Origin of the sequence: Phyllobacterium brassicacearum (assembly GCF_003010955.1) — a bacterium.
Lineage (GTDB): Bacteria > Pseudomonadota > Alphaproteobacteria > Rhizobiales > Rhizobiaceae > Phyllobacterium > Phyllobacterium brassicacearum.
Window position 1 is genome coordinate 233,774 of record NZ_PGGO01000002.1, and the last position, 14,835, is coordinate 248,608.

Below are 14,835 nucleotides of genomic sequence, written 5' to 3' on the forward strand. Positions count from 1 at the left end.
CTGTTTTGCAACGCGGCTGTCGGACTGCGCTGTAATAGCTCGGATCTTGGGGTAATACCGTTTGGCCGAGTCCGCTTTGCGCCGACAATAGCGGTCATCAATTACTGGAGCGATTTGGCTGCCTCATCGGCCCACACCTTGAATTTGGTCAAAACGTTTGGCCCGAAGATGTTTGTCAGAGGCACATCTGCAGCGTCCCTGCCGTGCGCGACCTTGATACGTCCGATGCGAGGGGCGTTGTTGCGCGGATCGAATGCGTGCCACTGACCACCCAGAAACACTTCCATCCAGGCACAAAAATCCATCTCGGCATACGGGGGCGATAGACCGATATCGGTAATATATCCGGTACAGTAGCGTGTCGGAATATTGAGGCATCGGCAAAGTGTGACGGCGAGATGCGTGTAATCCCGGCAAACACCACGGCCTTCGCCAAATGCCCTGTAAGCCGTGCGTGTCGGGTTGGAATATTCATACCCAAACTGAATATGATGATGCACATAGTCACATACAGCCTGGACACGCGGCCAGCCGAGCGGGCTATGTTCGAAGAGCTGCCATGCGTGGTCGCTCAACAAGTCTGTCTCGCAATAGCGGCTGCCCATGAGATAAACAAGCGTGTCGTCCGGTAGGTCCTGCACAGAATGTTGAACGGCATCAAGCTGGATCGGATCGGGGTAACCGCTGTCGTTCACTACGGCGTTCGTGCTGAGGCTGAATGCGCCAGCTGGTGCAAGGATCCGATTGCACCAATTGCCAAACTGATCATGGTAGCCCAAAGCCTGGACGGCGGGGGAGGTATTGAAAGTCTCGACGCCGATCAAGTCGGCAACACGCGAATGGTGAACGTTCAATATGGCAATCAGCGGTGTTTCCTGCGGAAACTCAAAAGTCAGCTCACACCCGACATGTATTCTCATAAGCGGCACTCCGTGGGTTGCAGCCAACAAATGGAAAGTGGGCGCTTCGAGATATTGCAGATTCTGCCGACACTTGAACACAAGTTATTTTGGAAAGGACATCATCTCCAGGGCGGCGACAATGTGCCTCCCGGCCGCATGAGCCCTGGTGCATGCATGTCGCCTAGTTTTTTGGCTAGTTGCCCCGTTCAAAATCGGCTGGTGTCAGAACGTACATGTTCTTGCGACCGTAGGAATAGACTTGCCGTGCCACATCGAGAATTGTACCGCGCGCGGCATCAAATGCGGCGAGGTAATCCTCTTCAACTGAATCCATATTCGATCCGGCATTCGAGAATGCGGCGGCCTCGATGAAAAACGGAACCTCAAACAATCCATCATAGCCGAGAAAGCGCACGCGCTGGTGTGCCGTATCATAGCTTCGGCTTCGGTTGGGGAAAGTTAGCGCCATATCATCATCCTCAAGGCAAACTAACTGGTGGGGTGTCAATCAATTTCCGTTTGATCCTCGCCGCCCGCCGCCGCTCTGCATTGTTTGCATTGAGCGATATCATCATCGCAGTAGCGGTCGTTTCGTTAAGTCCTGTCGTGGAATGCTTGCCCATATCCGCGGGAAGTCCGGTGTATACGTGATAAACCGTCCATGATCGGTTGGGCTCTATTCGACGGCCGTAATGATGATGCATGCTGAAGCGATGAAGCGCTCCGCCTTCGTTTTCCCAAACGCCAATATCGATGGCATTCTCGTCGTTGTCGAATTCATAGATAGTCAAAACAAACACCATGTGGACTGTTGAGCCTCAAGTTTTCGTTAATCGATTGCCAGAGGGTGAACAATCGCGCCTCAGATAGCAGAGGCCGAGACGCGTGGATTAATTCCGCGCGTCCTGTCGATCTGAATTTACCAGCTGGTTCCAAAGAGTATTGAATAGACCAGGAACACAATGGCAATGGAAAATAAAGCTTTGAACACTACGATCCTGTTATCGTAGATATAATGTTCGATTTGCATAAGGTTTTTCATGGCGGCCTCCCTTGTTTAAAATAAACGGCCTAAAAAACACAATAGCACAAAATGGAAAACAGCGGGGAGTTTATTTGAGCGCTGAAGTTATTCCTCTAGTTTTTATTATCGACCTGAGTGCCCTTCAGCCTCAATTAAAGCGCAATTAAAGAACACTATTGTTCGATCGTCTTTTGGCCAAACTTTGGCTCTTCGCGGCGTCAGAAATCCCCGACCCGCCAATCTCATCCCAAACTGCCGATCCTTATGCGTGTCATTGTTTGCCGCGCAAGGGTTGCTCTCATCCAAGCTTTGTTCCGTAGAGGAAATGGCATGACCACGCGCACCAAACGTTCAATCGCTCATTTCGCAACACCCTTTAGTTTGCGCGGATTGGACGGGATTCAGCCTGCAGGCGACTATGATATCGATGAGGACGAGGAAATGATCGAAGGTCTGTCCTGGCTCGCCTACCAGCGCGTTGCGACATTCATCCACATCCCGGCCAGGAATTCCAACCAACGCAAAATGCAGCTTGTTGCGATCGACTACGCCGAACTCGCGACGGCACTTAAGAAAGATGAGGAGACAATCAATGAACATCCACCGGCGTTATAAGCCGCCAGAAACACCACCCCATCGTTTTGCGATCGGCCAGCAGGTCCGAATGAGACGCGGGGGTGGCGCGATGATGAACACGAGCGCGATATTCCAGATTATGGCTACCCTTCCGCCTTTAGGCCGCTCTTTCCAGTACCGCATCCGCGACGTTGAAGAGAAATACGAACGCATCACTACGGAAGATAATCTCGAAGTCATCGACATCTGGGCAGCGGCGATGGCAACAGTTTGAACGCATCGGCAGACGCGTGATCAACCAGGAAATGATGCAGCAAGAAATCAAGGACCCGCAACCACCGATACCGACATAATATTGAAATCGCAGTTTGAGGGTGCGGGGTATTTTCTGGAGCTCACAGGCTCGCAAAGCCTGCTTAAGACGCGTACCCATCCTAATAACAAATAGGCAAATTGCGCTCGTGCCCTTCCCAAATTGCGGTCGATTGCGCAAGTGCGGACTGGAAGCGAGAACTAATGTATTGAAGAATAAGAGAAATGGCGCACCCGAAGTGAAGAAGATGAGAACTTTTATCTGTTCGTAAAAATTATCTAGCTAAGCCTGTGGCCCAATCAAACGCTGAGGTACATATTTCCTGCGGCGGGATAATCCACTTTGAAGGAGTGACAGAAGTGACGATTGTTTCCTCATTGCGTCGACACAGGCTTGGGTGCAACGCATGATGATGGCGGCCCATTTTTATGGCCGCCTCTGCTTAGTTCGCGTATCGACGGGGGCCCGCAGGCCCGTTACTGCATACCCCAACCGTGACTGACGACGATTGATTGGCCCGTTAGTGCGTTTGAACGGAAAGCGGCCACGAAAAGGGTGGTCTGCGCCACGTCCTCGACCGTGGTGAACTCGCCGTCAACCGTCTCCTTCAGCATGACGTTCCTAATAACATCCTTCTCGGAAATCCCGAGTTCCTTGGCCTGCTCCGGTATCTGCTTGTCGACGAGCGGCGTGCGCACAAAGCCCGGACAAATCACGTTGGCGCGAACCCCGTGTGCCGCGCCCTCCTTGGCGACGACCTTGGCCAGTCCCATGATGCCGTGCTTGGCCGTGACATAGGGTCCCTTCAACATCGATGCCTCCTTGGAATGCACCGAGCCCATATAGATGATGCTCCCGCCACGGCAGTGCTTGTACATCTCGCGCAAACAGGCCCGTGTCGTGAGAAAAGCCCCGTCCAGATGTACGGCGAGAAGCTGTTTCCATCGATCGAACTCGAACTCGTGGAGCGGGGCCACGGTCTGGATGCCGGCGTTCGAAACGAGAATGTCGATCTTGCCGAAGGCGGCGACAGTCTTGGCGACGCACGCTTCGACTTCGGCTTCGTTGGTCACATCGACGGCAATCCCAATCGCGTGTTCATGTCCGCCGAGCTCGTTGGCCACTGCGTTCGCGCGCTCCTGGTCTTGGTCAGCGATTGTCACACGAGCGCCTTCGCGCACGAAGAGGGCTGCAATTTCCAAGCCAATGCCGCTCGCCGCTCCGGTGACAATGGCAACTTTGTTATCAAGAAGCATAATTTATTCTCCTGTGTTGCGGGGTTTAGCGCAGATAGTCATGGACGACCTTGCCGAGTCCGAGGGTCAGGTCGGCGATGAAATGCATTGTCGAGACCACCTCAAGCACAGGCAGGTCGGCGACGGGTGCCAACGCATGTGCGTGGAGATCGAGCGCGCCCGGCCCCGTCCATGCACCGCGGAGGTCGATATCCTCGAGGTAGTATTCAACCAGTTCGCAAATGCGCGGTCTGCCGTCGACATGTGGAATGATCTTGAGCAGGAAGTTGGGCTCGGCAAGCGAGGCGAGCACCGCCGCCGCATCAGCGGGTTTGTGCTTGTAACCCATGGTGCCGGTGGCTACGCGCACGGGCCCATAGTCAAGGGTACCCACGAGTGTGTCGGTCTCGGCGCGAAGCGTTGGCTGAGCAAACTTTTTCGGAAAGCCCCAAAGCTCCCGTCCGGCGGCAATCGGCGATTCGTCGTTGAGGAACATGCTATGGGTGTAGCTGCCTTGTTTTCCCCGGAATGAGACGGGGATCACCTGGCCGCTTTCGGTATAGTCGCCAAATCCGCTCGAATCCGGCATACGGATAAATTCATACTTGACGAGCGGACCGATCACTTCGAGGGGTCCTGGTACGAGCTCGCGCAATCTCTCGGGGTCAGTGCGATAGGTGATGACGAGATATTCGCGCTGACAGAACCGATAGGGACCTGTCGGATATGCAGGGCTGGTGAGCGGCATTGAGAACGCGCGCTCACGCACGTGGCCTTCCTTCATGATAGACTCCATGTTTCATGTATCTTGTGAACGGTGGATGGATTTATGCGCGCCCTTGCTCGGCGATATCGAAGGTGAAGACACCGTCGGGACTACGGGGGCGCTCGAGCACCTCGGGATGGCGTAGCGTGCGGATGGTGTCGTGGTATCCCGCCTGCCAGTGATCCTCCATGCTCCGGCGCGAAAACTCGTAGTCTTTCGTGTCGTCCTCGTATTTCTTTGAGTGATAGCCGAGCTGCACAAGATTCCAGACCTTCGGCTCGGAAGCAGGACGCAATTTGTCAACTTCAGGGCTCGCCGCCAGTTCTGCCGGCAATTTCTCGATCAGGCGCGAAAGGGCACCGCGCAGAAATTGTATTTCGCGGAAGCGGTTCAACTCGGCCCGGGTGCGGCTCGAATACTGAATTTCCTTCTGGCGCGCCTGAATTTGTGCCATCTTGCGCGGTAGCTCGCCTTGGGCTGACCAGAGATCGACCTGAAACGCGAGTGTGTCACGGTGCGGCAGGTTATCAACCACCCAGCTGAGCGGTGTGTTGGAAACGAGACCGCCGTCCCAGTAATGCTCCCCATCGATTTCGATCGCGGGAAAACCGGGTGGCAAAGCTCCGCTCGCCATCACATGCTCGGGGCGGATCAGGTGAGTGGTGTTATCGAAGTAGACGAAGTTACCGGTGCGCACATTGACCGCGCCGACGCTGAAGCGCATGGCCCCGCTATTGATGCGGTCGAAGTCAACCAGCCGCTCCAGCGTCGACTTGAGCGATTGCGTGTCATAGTAACTGGTGGCTTCGGTAGAACCATGCGGCCAAAGCCAGGGTGTCAGCAGGCGGGGCATGAAAAAGCCCGGCGCGCCCAGGCACAAAGCCCGCGCTGCGCTCCATTGGTTAGACAAGGCGCGGACGACATCGCCCTTTGACGGGTCAAATTGCGCCAATAACGTCGCGATATTATCGTTGCCTTCGGCTGTCGAGCTGGGCGGAAACTGCCAATATGGATCGGTTGAAGTGACAAGCTCCCAGAACTGCCGGAACTTCGCGACGCGGTCCTCGGGCGGATTGCCAGCTATGAGGGCAGCGTTGATCGCGCCGATGGAAATTCCGGTGGTCCAGTCGGGATGAAGACCAGCCTCGGCCAGGCCTTGATAGACGCCTGCCTGATATGCACCGAGGGCACCGCCCCCCTGCAGCAAGAGCGCAATGCGTTCGAAGGGTGGTCGTCCCCTCCGCTGAGGATGTTCCGATACTGGATTTCGATCCGTGAGAACATGTTCGTTCATGATGATTTCCTCTCGCCGTCTTCAAATGATGCGACGGCAACTTGATGACTCTTGATAAAGACTGTTGTCGGCCGAAGGCGTTCGCGTCAGACCATGGATCGCTGCAAGCTCGCCAGGTCTGCAGCGCAGACAAGACTGAATGCCAGAAGGGGATCGGGATCCAGACTCTTGGTGAGCGCTTCCGTGGCGAGTTGCCGAAGCTCCACTCTCGGCTTCAGGGAAATCTCGAGGATGGCCCTGAGCGCGGCCTCCGCTGCGCCGATGACATCCGATGAAGCAAAGAACCGCATTCGGTTGATAAGCCCGATCAGGTGTTGTTCATCGCCGCTGAGCTCGATGTCGTCTCGCGTGTAAGCGCGCAGAAGCAGGTTCGACGCGTACATCACGAAGTCGACGTAGACCCTCTCCCGCTTTGTGATTTCCTCGGCAACACGCTGCAGCCGATATTGCCCGCGATGCGTGTAAATTGCCGCCATCAACGAAGCGCCGGCACCAAGCAGCGCTCCCAGCAGCGCGAAGACAGGACTGAGAAAGGCTGGATCAATGTTCATATCACCTCCAGGGTTCTGCTGCTTATGATCGGGCATGACTTCAATACGAGACCTGACCGTCGACGAGCTGCCCGCTCGAAGGCGAAAGCTCGCGTTTCAATACGTCACGTGCCTCGCCGCTGATGACCGAGACCGGAGCGGTAACGGCCACGCGCGCCGCCGACCCGGCAAAATTGGCGGCCGCCACCCCCGCGCGATCCGCGAATGACGCCTCTCGTCCCGATAGCGATTGCCCCGCCAGCCGTCTCCCAAGCAGGCGTACGATCTCAGGACTGTCGGCAAAGGCATTGTGGCCGAGCGGATCGTTCGAGGCGATGGCGCTCGTGTCGATGACCGAAACGCCAAGTTCTTCAAGCACAGAGGCATATGGTTTGAGATCTGCGCCACCGACACGGTCGACGCCGCCCGAGAGCCAGCCAGAGACCTCCAGAGCCTTGTCGTGTGTCGACGTCAGGATCGCAAAATGCGGCCGCTTTGGTCCCATTTCGATGAACTGGCGGCGAAAGACATCGATATCGATGTCTGGCGATGCAAGGATGACATTCTTGACCTTGGCCGGAATCGACTTTTCGCGCATGGCAACACCGCGCAGTGCCTCCGCCGCGAGCCAGGTCCCCATCGAATGCGCGAGAATGGTCACGTCGTCGACATCGGGGCTTCTTGTCGCCTGAAGGATCAGATCCTCCAGGGCGCGGCGCGAGTAATTGGCGCTTTCCTTGTCATAGAGGTAGTCGAAAACGCGCGCCCGCGACGGCCAGGCGAAAAGAATCGGTGCCGCATCGGTGCCCGAGTCGTGAACGATCTGGGCGAAGCGAAATACCGCGTCGGCATAGGTGTTGTTGAAGCCATGGACAAAGATGAGCACCTGCCGCTTGGCGTTGCGATTCTTGCGAAACCACTTGAGAGCCTGCCCTTGCGAGGCAACCTTGCCGGCTTCAAGGACTGCAAACTCCTTTTGCGGATTCGGCGTTACGCGTGAGGGCCATTGTACCTTGCCGATCTTGCGGTTTTGATCTGGAGGAATGGAGACGAAGACGTTGTTGAGCGAAATCGCCGTTCCGCGTTCGCCCGAATAGAGTCGACCGGGATCGTCCGATGACTTGCGCGTCGTCGCCACCAGCATGTTCACCCGGCTGGCGTCGCTTGCGTCCACGGCCACCTGAGGAGGCTGAAGGACGTTTTCCACCCGGGTCGCGCAGCCGGTTATGGCGACGGACATGAGCACCGCAACCGAAAGCAGCTGAGGAGCGCCTCTCCGGTCTGTCGCCGGGGCCGGCCGCGAGCGGCCGATCCCTTGCAGGGAAAAAATGCTTCGAAAGAGGTTGGAAGACATTCTGACGTCCATCTCAGTTCTCCCCGGCATCGCGCGGAATCCGGAACCAGGCAACGTAGAGCGCCGGCAGGAAGAGAAGTGTCAGTGCCGTTCCCACGACGATGCCGCCCATCATTGCGTAGGCCATGGGTCCCCAGAAGATCTCGTGCGAGATGGGGATCAGCGCCAACGTCGCCGCAGCGGCGGTCAGCATGATCGGCCGCATGCGATGTTCGGTCGCCTCGACGACCGCCTTCCATGCCGACATTCCCTCCGCCCGCAATTCCTCGATCTGCACGATCAGAATCACCGAGTTGCGGATGAGGATGCCGACGAGCGCGAGCACGCCAAGGAGGGCGACGAAGCCGAGCGGAGCATGGCTCAGATACAGGGCCGCGACGACGCCAATAAGGGCCAACGGAGCAACCGAGAACACCAAAAACAGCCTGTGGAAGCTTTGAAGTTGCACCATCAGCAGTGTTGCCATGACGAGGAGCATGGCCGGGATCACGCTCGCGATCGGACCCTGCGATTTGGCGCTTTCCTCAACCGCACCGGCGACTTCGACGTGATAGCCTGCCGGCAACGTCTTTTCGAACGTCGCAATCTTGTCGCTAAGCCCTTTGACAATGGTTGCCGGCTGCGTCGCATCGCTGATCCCGGCCTTGACGGTGATCGTCGGGAGCCTGTCGCGCCGCCAGACCGTCGGCTGTTCGAGCTCATAACGGAACGTTGCGACCGACGACAACGGCACCGACTGGCCGCTGCTGGCTTGCAGCTGCAGGTCGAGCAGCGTGTCGATCGAGCCGCGCTCCTTTTCCGCGGCGCGGCCGACGACATCGACGAGATAGATGTCGTCGCGGACCTGCGTTACCGAGTCCCCTTGAACGACGGTGTTGAGCGCCATGGCGATGTCCTGGGACGAGACGCCAAGCTGGCGCGCCTTGTCCTGCATCACGTCGATCTTCACAACCCGCGCAGGTTCATTCCAGTCAAGGGCAAGGTTCTTGAGGGACGGATGGGTGCCTACAACAGTTCCCAGTTTTTGTGCCAGATCGCGCACCGTCTGAAGATTCTCGCCGGACACGCGGTACTGAATCGGCTTGCCAACGGGGGGTCCGATTTCGAGGAGCTTCACATAGGCGTCAGTTCCGGGAAAGGTCTTCTGAAGGTAAGCTTCGACGTCCTTCTTCAGCTTGTCGCGGACATCGAGCCCTTTGGTGACGATGACGGTCTGCCCGAAGGCAACGTCGGCCGGCTGGACGTCGAAAGAAAGGATGAAGCGCGGCGCGCCCCGTCCGACATACGTCGACCAATGCTCGACCGCAGGGCTGCCGGCCAGCACCTCACGTTCGAACTGCCCCATCTGACGGCCCGTTTCGGCAATCGAACTGTTCTGCGGCAGGTTCCAGTCAATGATGAGTTCCGGTCGGTCGGAGCTCGGGAAGAACTGCTGTTGCACCATGGACAGGCCGACGACTGATCCGGCGAAGAGGAGAACCGTGGCGATGATCGTCATCCAGCGCCAGCGCAGGCAGAATTGCAGCAAGTGCGAAAATACCTTCGCGGACCAGCCCTTATGTTCTGCATGCTTCTTCATCGTCTTGGGCAGCAGGGTCACGCCGATGAGGGGCGTGAACACTACGGCAACGATCCAGGATACGATGAGTGAAACGGCGATGACGACGAAGAGGGTGAAGGTGAACTCGCCGGCGCTGCTCTTGTTAAACGCGACCGGGATGAAGCCCGCAACGGTCACGAGCGTGCCGGTGAGCATCGGGAAGGCTGTGGACGTGTAGACATAGGTGGCGGCCTTCGTGAGACTGTCACCCAGTTCCAGCCGTGCCACCATCATCTCGACCGCGATCATGGCGTCGTCAACGAGAAGGCCGAGCGCGATGATGAGCGCTCCGAGCGAGATCCGCTGCAGCGAAATGCCAAAATAGAGCATCACCATGAAGGTGATGGCCAAAACGAGCGGAATCGCGATCGCCACGACAAGCCCGGCACGGAACCCGAGACTGATGAAACTGATCGCAAGCACGATGGCGACCGCCTCGAACAGGGCTTTTGTGAAGCCTCCGACTGCCTCGTGAACCACTTCCGGCTGATCGGAGACCTGTTCGACCGAAACGCCGACGGGAAGTTCCTGAATGATCCCGGTGATGGTCTTTTCAAGCGCTTCGCCGAAGGCCAGCAGGTTGCCGCCTGTCTTCATGCCAATCGCAAGCCCGATCGCCGGCTTCCCATTGAAGCGGAAGAGCGAGCTTGGCGGATCGACATAGCCGCGACTGATGGTGGCTACGTCCGTAAGCGGAAAGAAGCGGTCGTTTACCCTCAGATTAATGCCGCGCAAGGTGTCTTCGGAGAGAAAGCGGCCGCCGACGCGCAAGGCGATGCGCTCCGGACCCGCCTCGACGAAACCGGACTGCGTCACGGCGTTTTGCGCCTGCAGTGCCGAGATGATCGCGGCGCGGTCGATGCCGAGGGCAGCGATCTTGCGGGTCGAGAACTCGAGATAAATGACCTCGTCCTGCGCACCGACGATGTCGACCTTGCCCACATCCGGCAGTTTGAGGATCTGGGATCGGGCATCCTCGGCGAAATCGCGCAACTCCCGCTGACTTAGCCCGTCGCCGCTAAAGGCAAAGATATTGCCGTAGACGTCGCCGAACTGATCGTCGAAGAATGGACCGGCCACCCCTTGGGGGAACTCGTGCCTGATATCGTCAATCAGGTTGCGCACCCGCGACCACGTGGGCTTCACGTCCTGCGCGTTTGTCTTCGGCAGCAGATCGACGAAGACGATCGTCTGACCGGCAGTAGTGATACTGCGGGTATGCTCGAGATTGTTGAGTTCCTGCAGCTTCTTTTCGATGCGGTCGGTGACCTGCTGCGTCACTTCCTGAGCAGACGCCCCGGGCCACTGGGCCTGGATCACCATCGTCTTGATCGTAAAGGACGGATCTTCCTCGCGGCCGAGAGCCATGTAGGCATACGCGCCAGCCACTGTGAAGATGATCATGAAATACCAGACGAGCGAGCGATGCTCGAGTGCCCAGTCTGAAAGGTTGAACTTGTTCACGGGCGCTGCTCCTGTTGTGTTCTCACGGCCTGTCCCTCGGCCAGCTGGTTAACGCCGGCGACGACAACCTCTTCTCCGTCCTTGAGCCCGGAGAGGACCCGGACGGAGCGGACGCCGGCCGGGGAGATGTCGAGCCGTACGGATTTCAGTGAAACGGTGTGGGTTGCGGGGTCGACCACCCAGACACGGTCAGTGCCATCCCTCTTGACGAGCGCCGTTGCAGGCAGCACGACGGGCAGCCCCTGCTGTGTCTTTGGCGGCGTGGCGCTGACCACCGATCCAAGACGGAAAACTTCCGGTGCCTTGTCGATAGCGATTTTCAGCCTGTGGGTGCGGGTGCCGGCATCGGCCTGCGGCCCAATTTCGCGCAGGATGCCTGAGGTCCGCAGCGTTTCATCGAGCTGGAGGGCGATGTCGAATCGGTCGCCCACGCGCACGGATCGGAGGTACTCTTCAGGAACGTCGACGATCACGTCACGCTGATCAAGGCGAGCGAGTGTGAGGACTGGCTGACCAGCAGTGGCCGTCTGTCCGAGTTCCACGGACGTGGCCGCGACAACACCATCGAACTCGGCCTTCAGCTTGGCATACCCAAGCTGCTCGCGCGCCTTATCGAGGCTGGCATTTGCCTTTGCCACGTTCGCCTGCGCCGACTTTAACTCCTGCTCGGCAAGATCCAGATCCGCGGCGCTCGCGGCGCTCGTCGCGGCCAGCCTCCGCTTGCGGTCCTGCGTTAACAGGGCGTTCCCACGCTGCGCTTCAGCGCTGTGCAGATCGGCTTCGGCGCTGCGGACGGCGAGTTCAAGAGCGAGCGGATCAATCTCGGACACGATGTCGCCCGCACGCACGAGATCGCCCACGCTCACTTTACGCGATACGACGCGCCCCAACGTGCGGAATGCAAGATCGGTTTGCACCCCCGCCTGGACGACGCCAGGAAAGCGCACTGTCTGCGCCTGCGTGGCACTGGCGGCTACGGACTTGACGGGGCGCGGCCCGACCAGCTCGCCAGAGCCGGCGTCCTGATCGCAGCCGGCAAGAAGTGCGACTGCCGCAAGGACTGAAAGCGAGTAATGAAAGCGGTAACGGGCCATCTTATTTATCCTCCCAGGCCACGGTTTGACCTTCCTTGAGAAACTTTCCTCCCTCGGTGACGATCAGATCCTGCGGGGCGATACCGCCGGACGCGATCAGATCACTGTCGCGATACCTCGCCACCGCAATCTTCCGGAGTGAGACAGAACTGGTGCCCGGGGCGACGCGCCACACGGCGGGCTCGCCTTTGGCGGAGGCGATAGCGCTCGCAGGCAAAACGATCCCCTGGCGCGGCGGGGAGCGAAATTCACCGACAACGGGCGTACCGAGCGGCCATTGCGCATCTTCAGGGAGTGCCACCTTGATACGGATGGTTCCGGTTCTCGTGTCGATGAAGGGAGAGACCTCCCTGACCGTCGCCCGCGTTTCGGGTGTGCGATCCGCCACCGGCGCAACATCGACACCGGGTAACGGTTGACCTTCGAGGAAAAAGGCCTCGAAGACATTGAAAACGGCGTCCCTTGGCCCGTTATGGGCGAGTGTGAAGGCGGGCTGCGCCGCCGAGACCACCCTTCCGACCTCGATGTCCCGCGCGGTTATGATCCCGTCGGCGTCGGCTTTCAGTTTGGTGTAGGAAAGAGCGTCCTTCGCAGTCCCCAGCGCCACTTCGGCAGCCTCCAGGGAGGCTTGCGCCGTGCGCAGATCCTTATCCGCTTCATCAAAGGTGGCCTGCGAAATGGACCGCGAGCGCAGCAGCGCCTCATACCGCTCGTAAGTCAGCGTCTTCTGCGTGGCGACGGCTTGCGCTGACTGCAGCCCCGCCCGGGCGACTTCCACATCTGCACGCTGTTCGCTGTCATCAAGGCGGGCGAGAATGTCGCCGGCGTGCACGGGCGAACTGACGTCGACAAAGCGCTCGATCACCCTGCCGCTTACCCGGAACGACAGGTTAGACTGGATCCGCGCTTTCACCTCGCCGGTGATTTCCGCTCGGGGCTGATATTCGGCGGACGAGGCGCGAATGGCCTGAACATGCTGTTGCGGAGGCAGGACTACCGCTTTTTCGTCGCAGGCGGCGAGTTGGACGCAGGCGAGACCGATTCCAATAAGACGTATAGGCCGCATTTTTTGCTCCATTACGGTTTGCAACCAAAGAGGTGTGAGCCAGGCGTGCAGCTCAGCCTCCGCGAGAGGGTTCGAGTTTTTATGGTGGTGAGGAATCCGCGCTTGCCGTTGGCGGCTCATCATTTTTGTGACTATTAAGTCATTTCGAACTTATAGTCAATATGACATACGCGCATACGTGCTATGCAAGAGAATGGATGCAAGTCTCTCCGGCTTCGGACTGGACTTTGAGGTCAATATGACTTATTTGTGAGTAGAATTTGAGGAATCACGCATGGCAAACGTTAACCTGGTCCGCCGAGCCGAAATTGGACGCGAAAAGCGCGTGAAGACCCGTGCGCAGCTTGTTGAAGCTGCCAATTCGCTGTTTGCCGGACGGGCCGTGGAATCCGTCACGGTCGATGACGTGGTTCAGGAGGCAGGCGTCGCGAAGGGAACGTTCTACACTCATTTTGATAGCCTGGAAGCATTGACCGCGGCGGTCGCGGAGGAATTGGTCCAGTCGTTCGATGAACTGCTGCAGCCGGGCCGGGCCTCCATCGCCGAGCCTGCCCTTCGCATTGCTTTCGGCTGCAGAGCATTCATTGACAAGGCGTTTAACGACGCCCGATGGGCCGCGGTCGCCGCAAGAATGTCAGCAGCCAATCCGCAAAGCGGCGAGAACATCCGCCGCCATCTCCTCGAGGACCTCCAACACTTATCGGGGGAACCGATGTCTGCGGAGCTGAAACTCGAGATTGTCGTCGGGATAATGATTCACATGTTGCGCGTCCTCGGTGAAGGCAGGCTGTCCTCGTTCGACCCAGACGCTGTCGTCAGCGCTATCTTGCGCGCGATCGGCCTCAGTCCCCAGCAGGCCGGATCGGTGCTCAAGCGCCTACCAGCTGCTGGTATGGAGAAGTCCTTGCGAACCACGGCGAGCTAACAAGTATCCAGCGGACAAACTCCGTATGCCGAGGGTCTCAAGAATAGGCCGGCCGGGCATAGTCATCATGTCGATACGGACAGGCCCTCAGGCGGAGCGCTCCCGAGTGCTCGAAGCGCCGCCTCGAGGGCTTTGCAAGTCAAATCAGGCGTTGGGGCTCGCTCGAAAGTGCCTCGTGTCACCTGCAGCCAAATTCCGACGAAGATGTCAGTGGCGAGTTCCGGGTCCAGTACGGCCATCTGCCCTTGTCTTATGGCTTCGGCGATATCGGCCGTAAGTTTTTTGCGAAGTCCGCGGCCGAACTTGTTCGGCTTTTGCGAGGTTTGAACTACCAGCCGCGCCCAGGCAGTATCGGAAACCGCCTTTTCCAGGGATTGCGCAAATGCGAAGGACAGGCGCGCGACCGGATTGCTTGACCCGGCATGAGGAGGTGTCAGCACCTCGTCAAAGCTCCGTTCCAGTTGCACATTCACCGCCGAAATCAACTCCTCGACGTTGCCGAAGTGATAGTAAAACGTGCCCTTGGCGAGGCCCGCCGCCTCTGCCACGGCATCCAAGGTCAGCGCAGCCCCTTCCGCAAGCAGCGTCGCTCCCGCTTTGACGATTTGGGCGCGTGTCCTCTCCCGCCGGTCGCGTCCGATTTTTGCCCGGCGTGCCAGATCAATCTTGGCCATTAGCCATCCTTTTTCGAT

The 14,835-nt window shown here is 58.3% G+C and carries 15 protein-coding genes; 3 read left to right on the forward strand and 12 right to left on the reverse strand.

Going from position 1 to position 14,835, the window contains the following annotated elements; all coding sequences use genetic code 11:
- Positions 1 to 101: 101 nt before the first annotated feature.
- The 3 genes from CU102_RS04035 to CU102_RS04045 form a co-directional block, all read right to left on the reverse strand.
- Entirely contained in the window at positions 102 to 920 is an 819-nt protein-coding gene (locus CU102_RS04035; RefSeq protein ID WP_106709674.1) for a transglutaminase-like domain-containing protein, read from the reverse strand.
- 175 nt (positions 921 to 1,095) lie between these two features.
- Positions 1,096 to 1,371, reverse strand: a complete 276-nt coding sequence (locus tag CU102_RS04040; RefSeq protein WP_106709675.1) for a DUF1488 family protein — start codon at positions 1,369 to 1,371, stop codon at positions 1,096 to 1,098.
- A gap of 10 nt (positions 1,372 to 1,381) precedes the next feature.
- Complete coding sequence (locus CU102_RS04045) at positions 1,382 to 1,693, reverse strand: hypothetical protein (RefSeq protein WP_245425166.1); 312 nt, start codon at positions 1,691 to 1,693, stop codon at positions 1,382 to 1,384.
- A gap of 563 nt (positions 1,694 to 2,256) precedes the next feature.
- On the opposite strand from CU102_RS04045, the gene CU102_RS04050 reads away from it, so the two are divergent.
- Positions 2,257 to 2,541 carry a hypothetical protein gene (locus CU102_RS04050; protein WP_106709677.1) on the forward strand — a complete coding sequence of 95 codons (285 nt, stop codon included), beginning with the start codon at positions 2,257 to 2,259 and terminating at the stop codon, positions 2,539 to 2,541.
- Positions 2,519 to 2,776: a hypothetical protein gene (locus tag CU102_RS04055; protein ID WP_106709678.1), complete on the forward strand. Its 258-nt coding sequence runs from the start codon at positions 2,519 to 2,521 to the stop codon at positions 2,774 to 2,776. Before CU102_RS04050 ends, CU102_RS04055 begins: the two co-directional genes overlap by 23 nt.
- Positions 2,777 to 3,291: 515 nt before the next feature.
- Here the strand turns inward: CU102_RS04055 and CU102_RS04060 are convergent.
- The 8 genes from CU102_RS04060 to CU102_RS04095 all read right to left on the reverse strand — a co-directional run bounded on the left by CU102_RS04060 (position 3,292) and on the right by CU102_RS04095 (position 13,218).
- Positions 3,292 to 4,071 carry a 3-hydroxybutyrate dehydrogenase gene (locus CU102_RS04060; RefSeq protein WP_106709679.1) on the reverse strand — a complete coding sequence of 260 codons (780 nt, stop codon included), beginning with the start codon at positions 4,069 to 4,071 and terminating at the stop codon, positions 3,292 to 3,294.
- A 25-nt stretch (positions 4,072 to 4,096) separates the two neighbouring features.
- Complete coding sequence (locus CU102_RS04065; protein WP_106709948.1) at positions 4,097 to 4,834, reverse strand: acetoacetate decarboxylase; 738 nt, start codon at positions 4,832 to 4,834, stop codon at positions 4,097 to 4,099.
- Positions 4,835 to 4,877: 43 nt separating this feature from the next.
- Positions 4,878 to 6,110, reverse strand: a complete 1,233-nt coding sequence (locus CU102_RS04070; RefSeq protein WP_106709680.1) for a patatin-like phospholipase family protein — start codon at positions 6,108 to 6,110, stop codon at positions 4,878 to 4,880.
- An 86-nt stretch (positions 6,111 to 6,196) separates the two neighbouring features.
- The gene (locus CU102_RS04075; protein WP_133624447.1) at positions 6,197 to 6,661 is read right to left on the reverse strand and encodes a hypothetical protein; all 465 of its coding nucleotides are present in this window, start codon (positions 6,659 to 6,661) and stop codon (positions 6,197 to 6,199) included.
- A 40-nt stretch (positions 6,662 to 6,701) separates the two neighbouring features.
- Complete coding sequence (locus CU102_RS04080) at positions 6,702 to 7,880, reverse strand: alpha/beta hydrolase (RefSeq protein WP_425351518.1); 1,179 nt, start codon at positions 7,878 to 7,880, stop codon at positions 6,702 to 6,704.
- 127 nt (positions 7,881 to 8,007) lie between these two features.
- Positions 8,008 to 11,058, reverse strand: coding sequence for an efflux RND transporter permease subunit (locus CU102_RS04085; protein WP_106709682.1), 3,051 nt, complete (start codon positions 11,056 to 11,058; stop codon positions 8,008 to 8,010).
- Complete coding sequence (locus tag CU102_RS04090; RefSeq protein WP_106709683.1) at positions 11,055 to 12,152, reverse strand: efflux RND transporter periplasmic adaptor subunit; 1,098 nt, start codon at positions 12,150 to 12,152, stop codon at positions 11,055 to 11,057. The genes CU102_RS04085 and CU102_RS04090 overlap by 4 nt, the downstream gene beginning before the upstream one ends.
- 1 nt (position 12,153) lies before the next feature.
- Positions 12,154 to 13,218, reverse strand: coding sequence for an efflux RND transporter periplasmic adaptor subunit (locus CU102_RS04095; protein WP_106709950.1), 1,065 nt, complete (start codon positions 13,216 to 13,218; stop codon positions 12,154 to 12,156).
- A gap of 274 nt (positions 13,219 to 13,492) precedes the next feature.
- On the opposite strand from CU102_RS04095, the gene CU102_RS04100 reads away from it, so the two are divergent.
- Positions 13,493 to 14,143: a TetR/AcrR family transcriptional regulator gene (locus CU102_RS04100; RefSeq protein ID WP_106709684.1), complete on the forward strand. Its 651-nt coding sequence runs from the start codon at positions 13,493 to 13,495 to the stop codon at positions 14,141 to 14,143.
- 65 nt (positions 14,144 to 14,208) lie between these two features.
- Here CU102_RS04100 and CU102_RS04105 read toward each other — a convergent pair whose 3' ends face one another.
- On the reverse strand, positions 14,209 to 14,817 hold the full coding sequence (locus CU102_RS04105; protein ID WP_106709685.1) for a TetR/AcrR family transcriptional regulator: 609 nt from the start codon (positions 14,815 to 14,817) through the stop codon (positions 14,209 to 14,211).
- Positions 14,818 to 14,835: the final 18 nt, after the last annotated feature.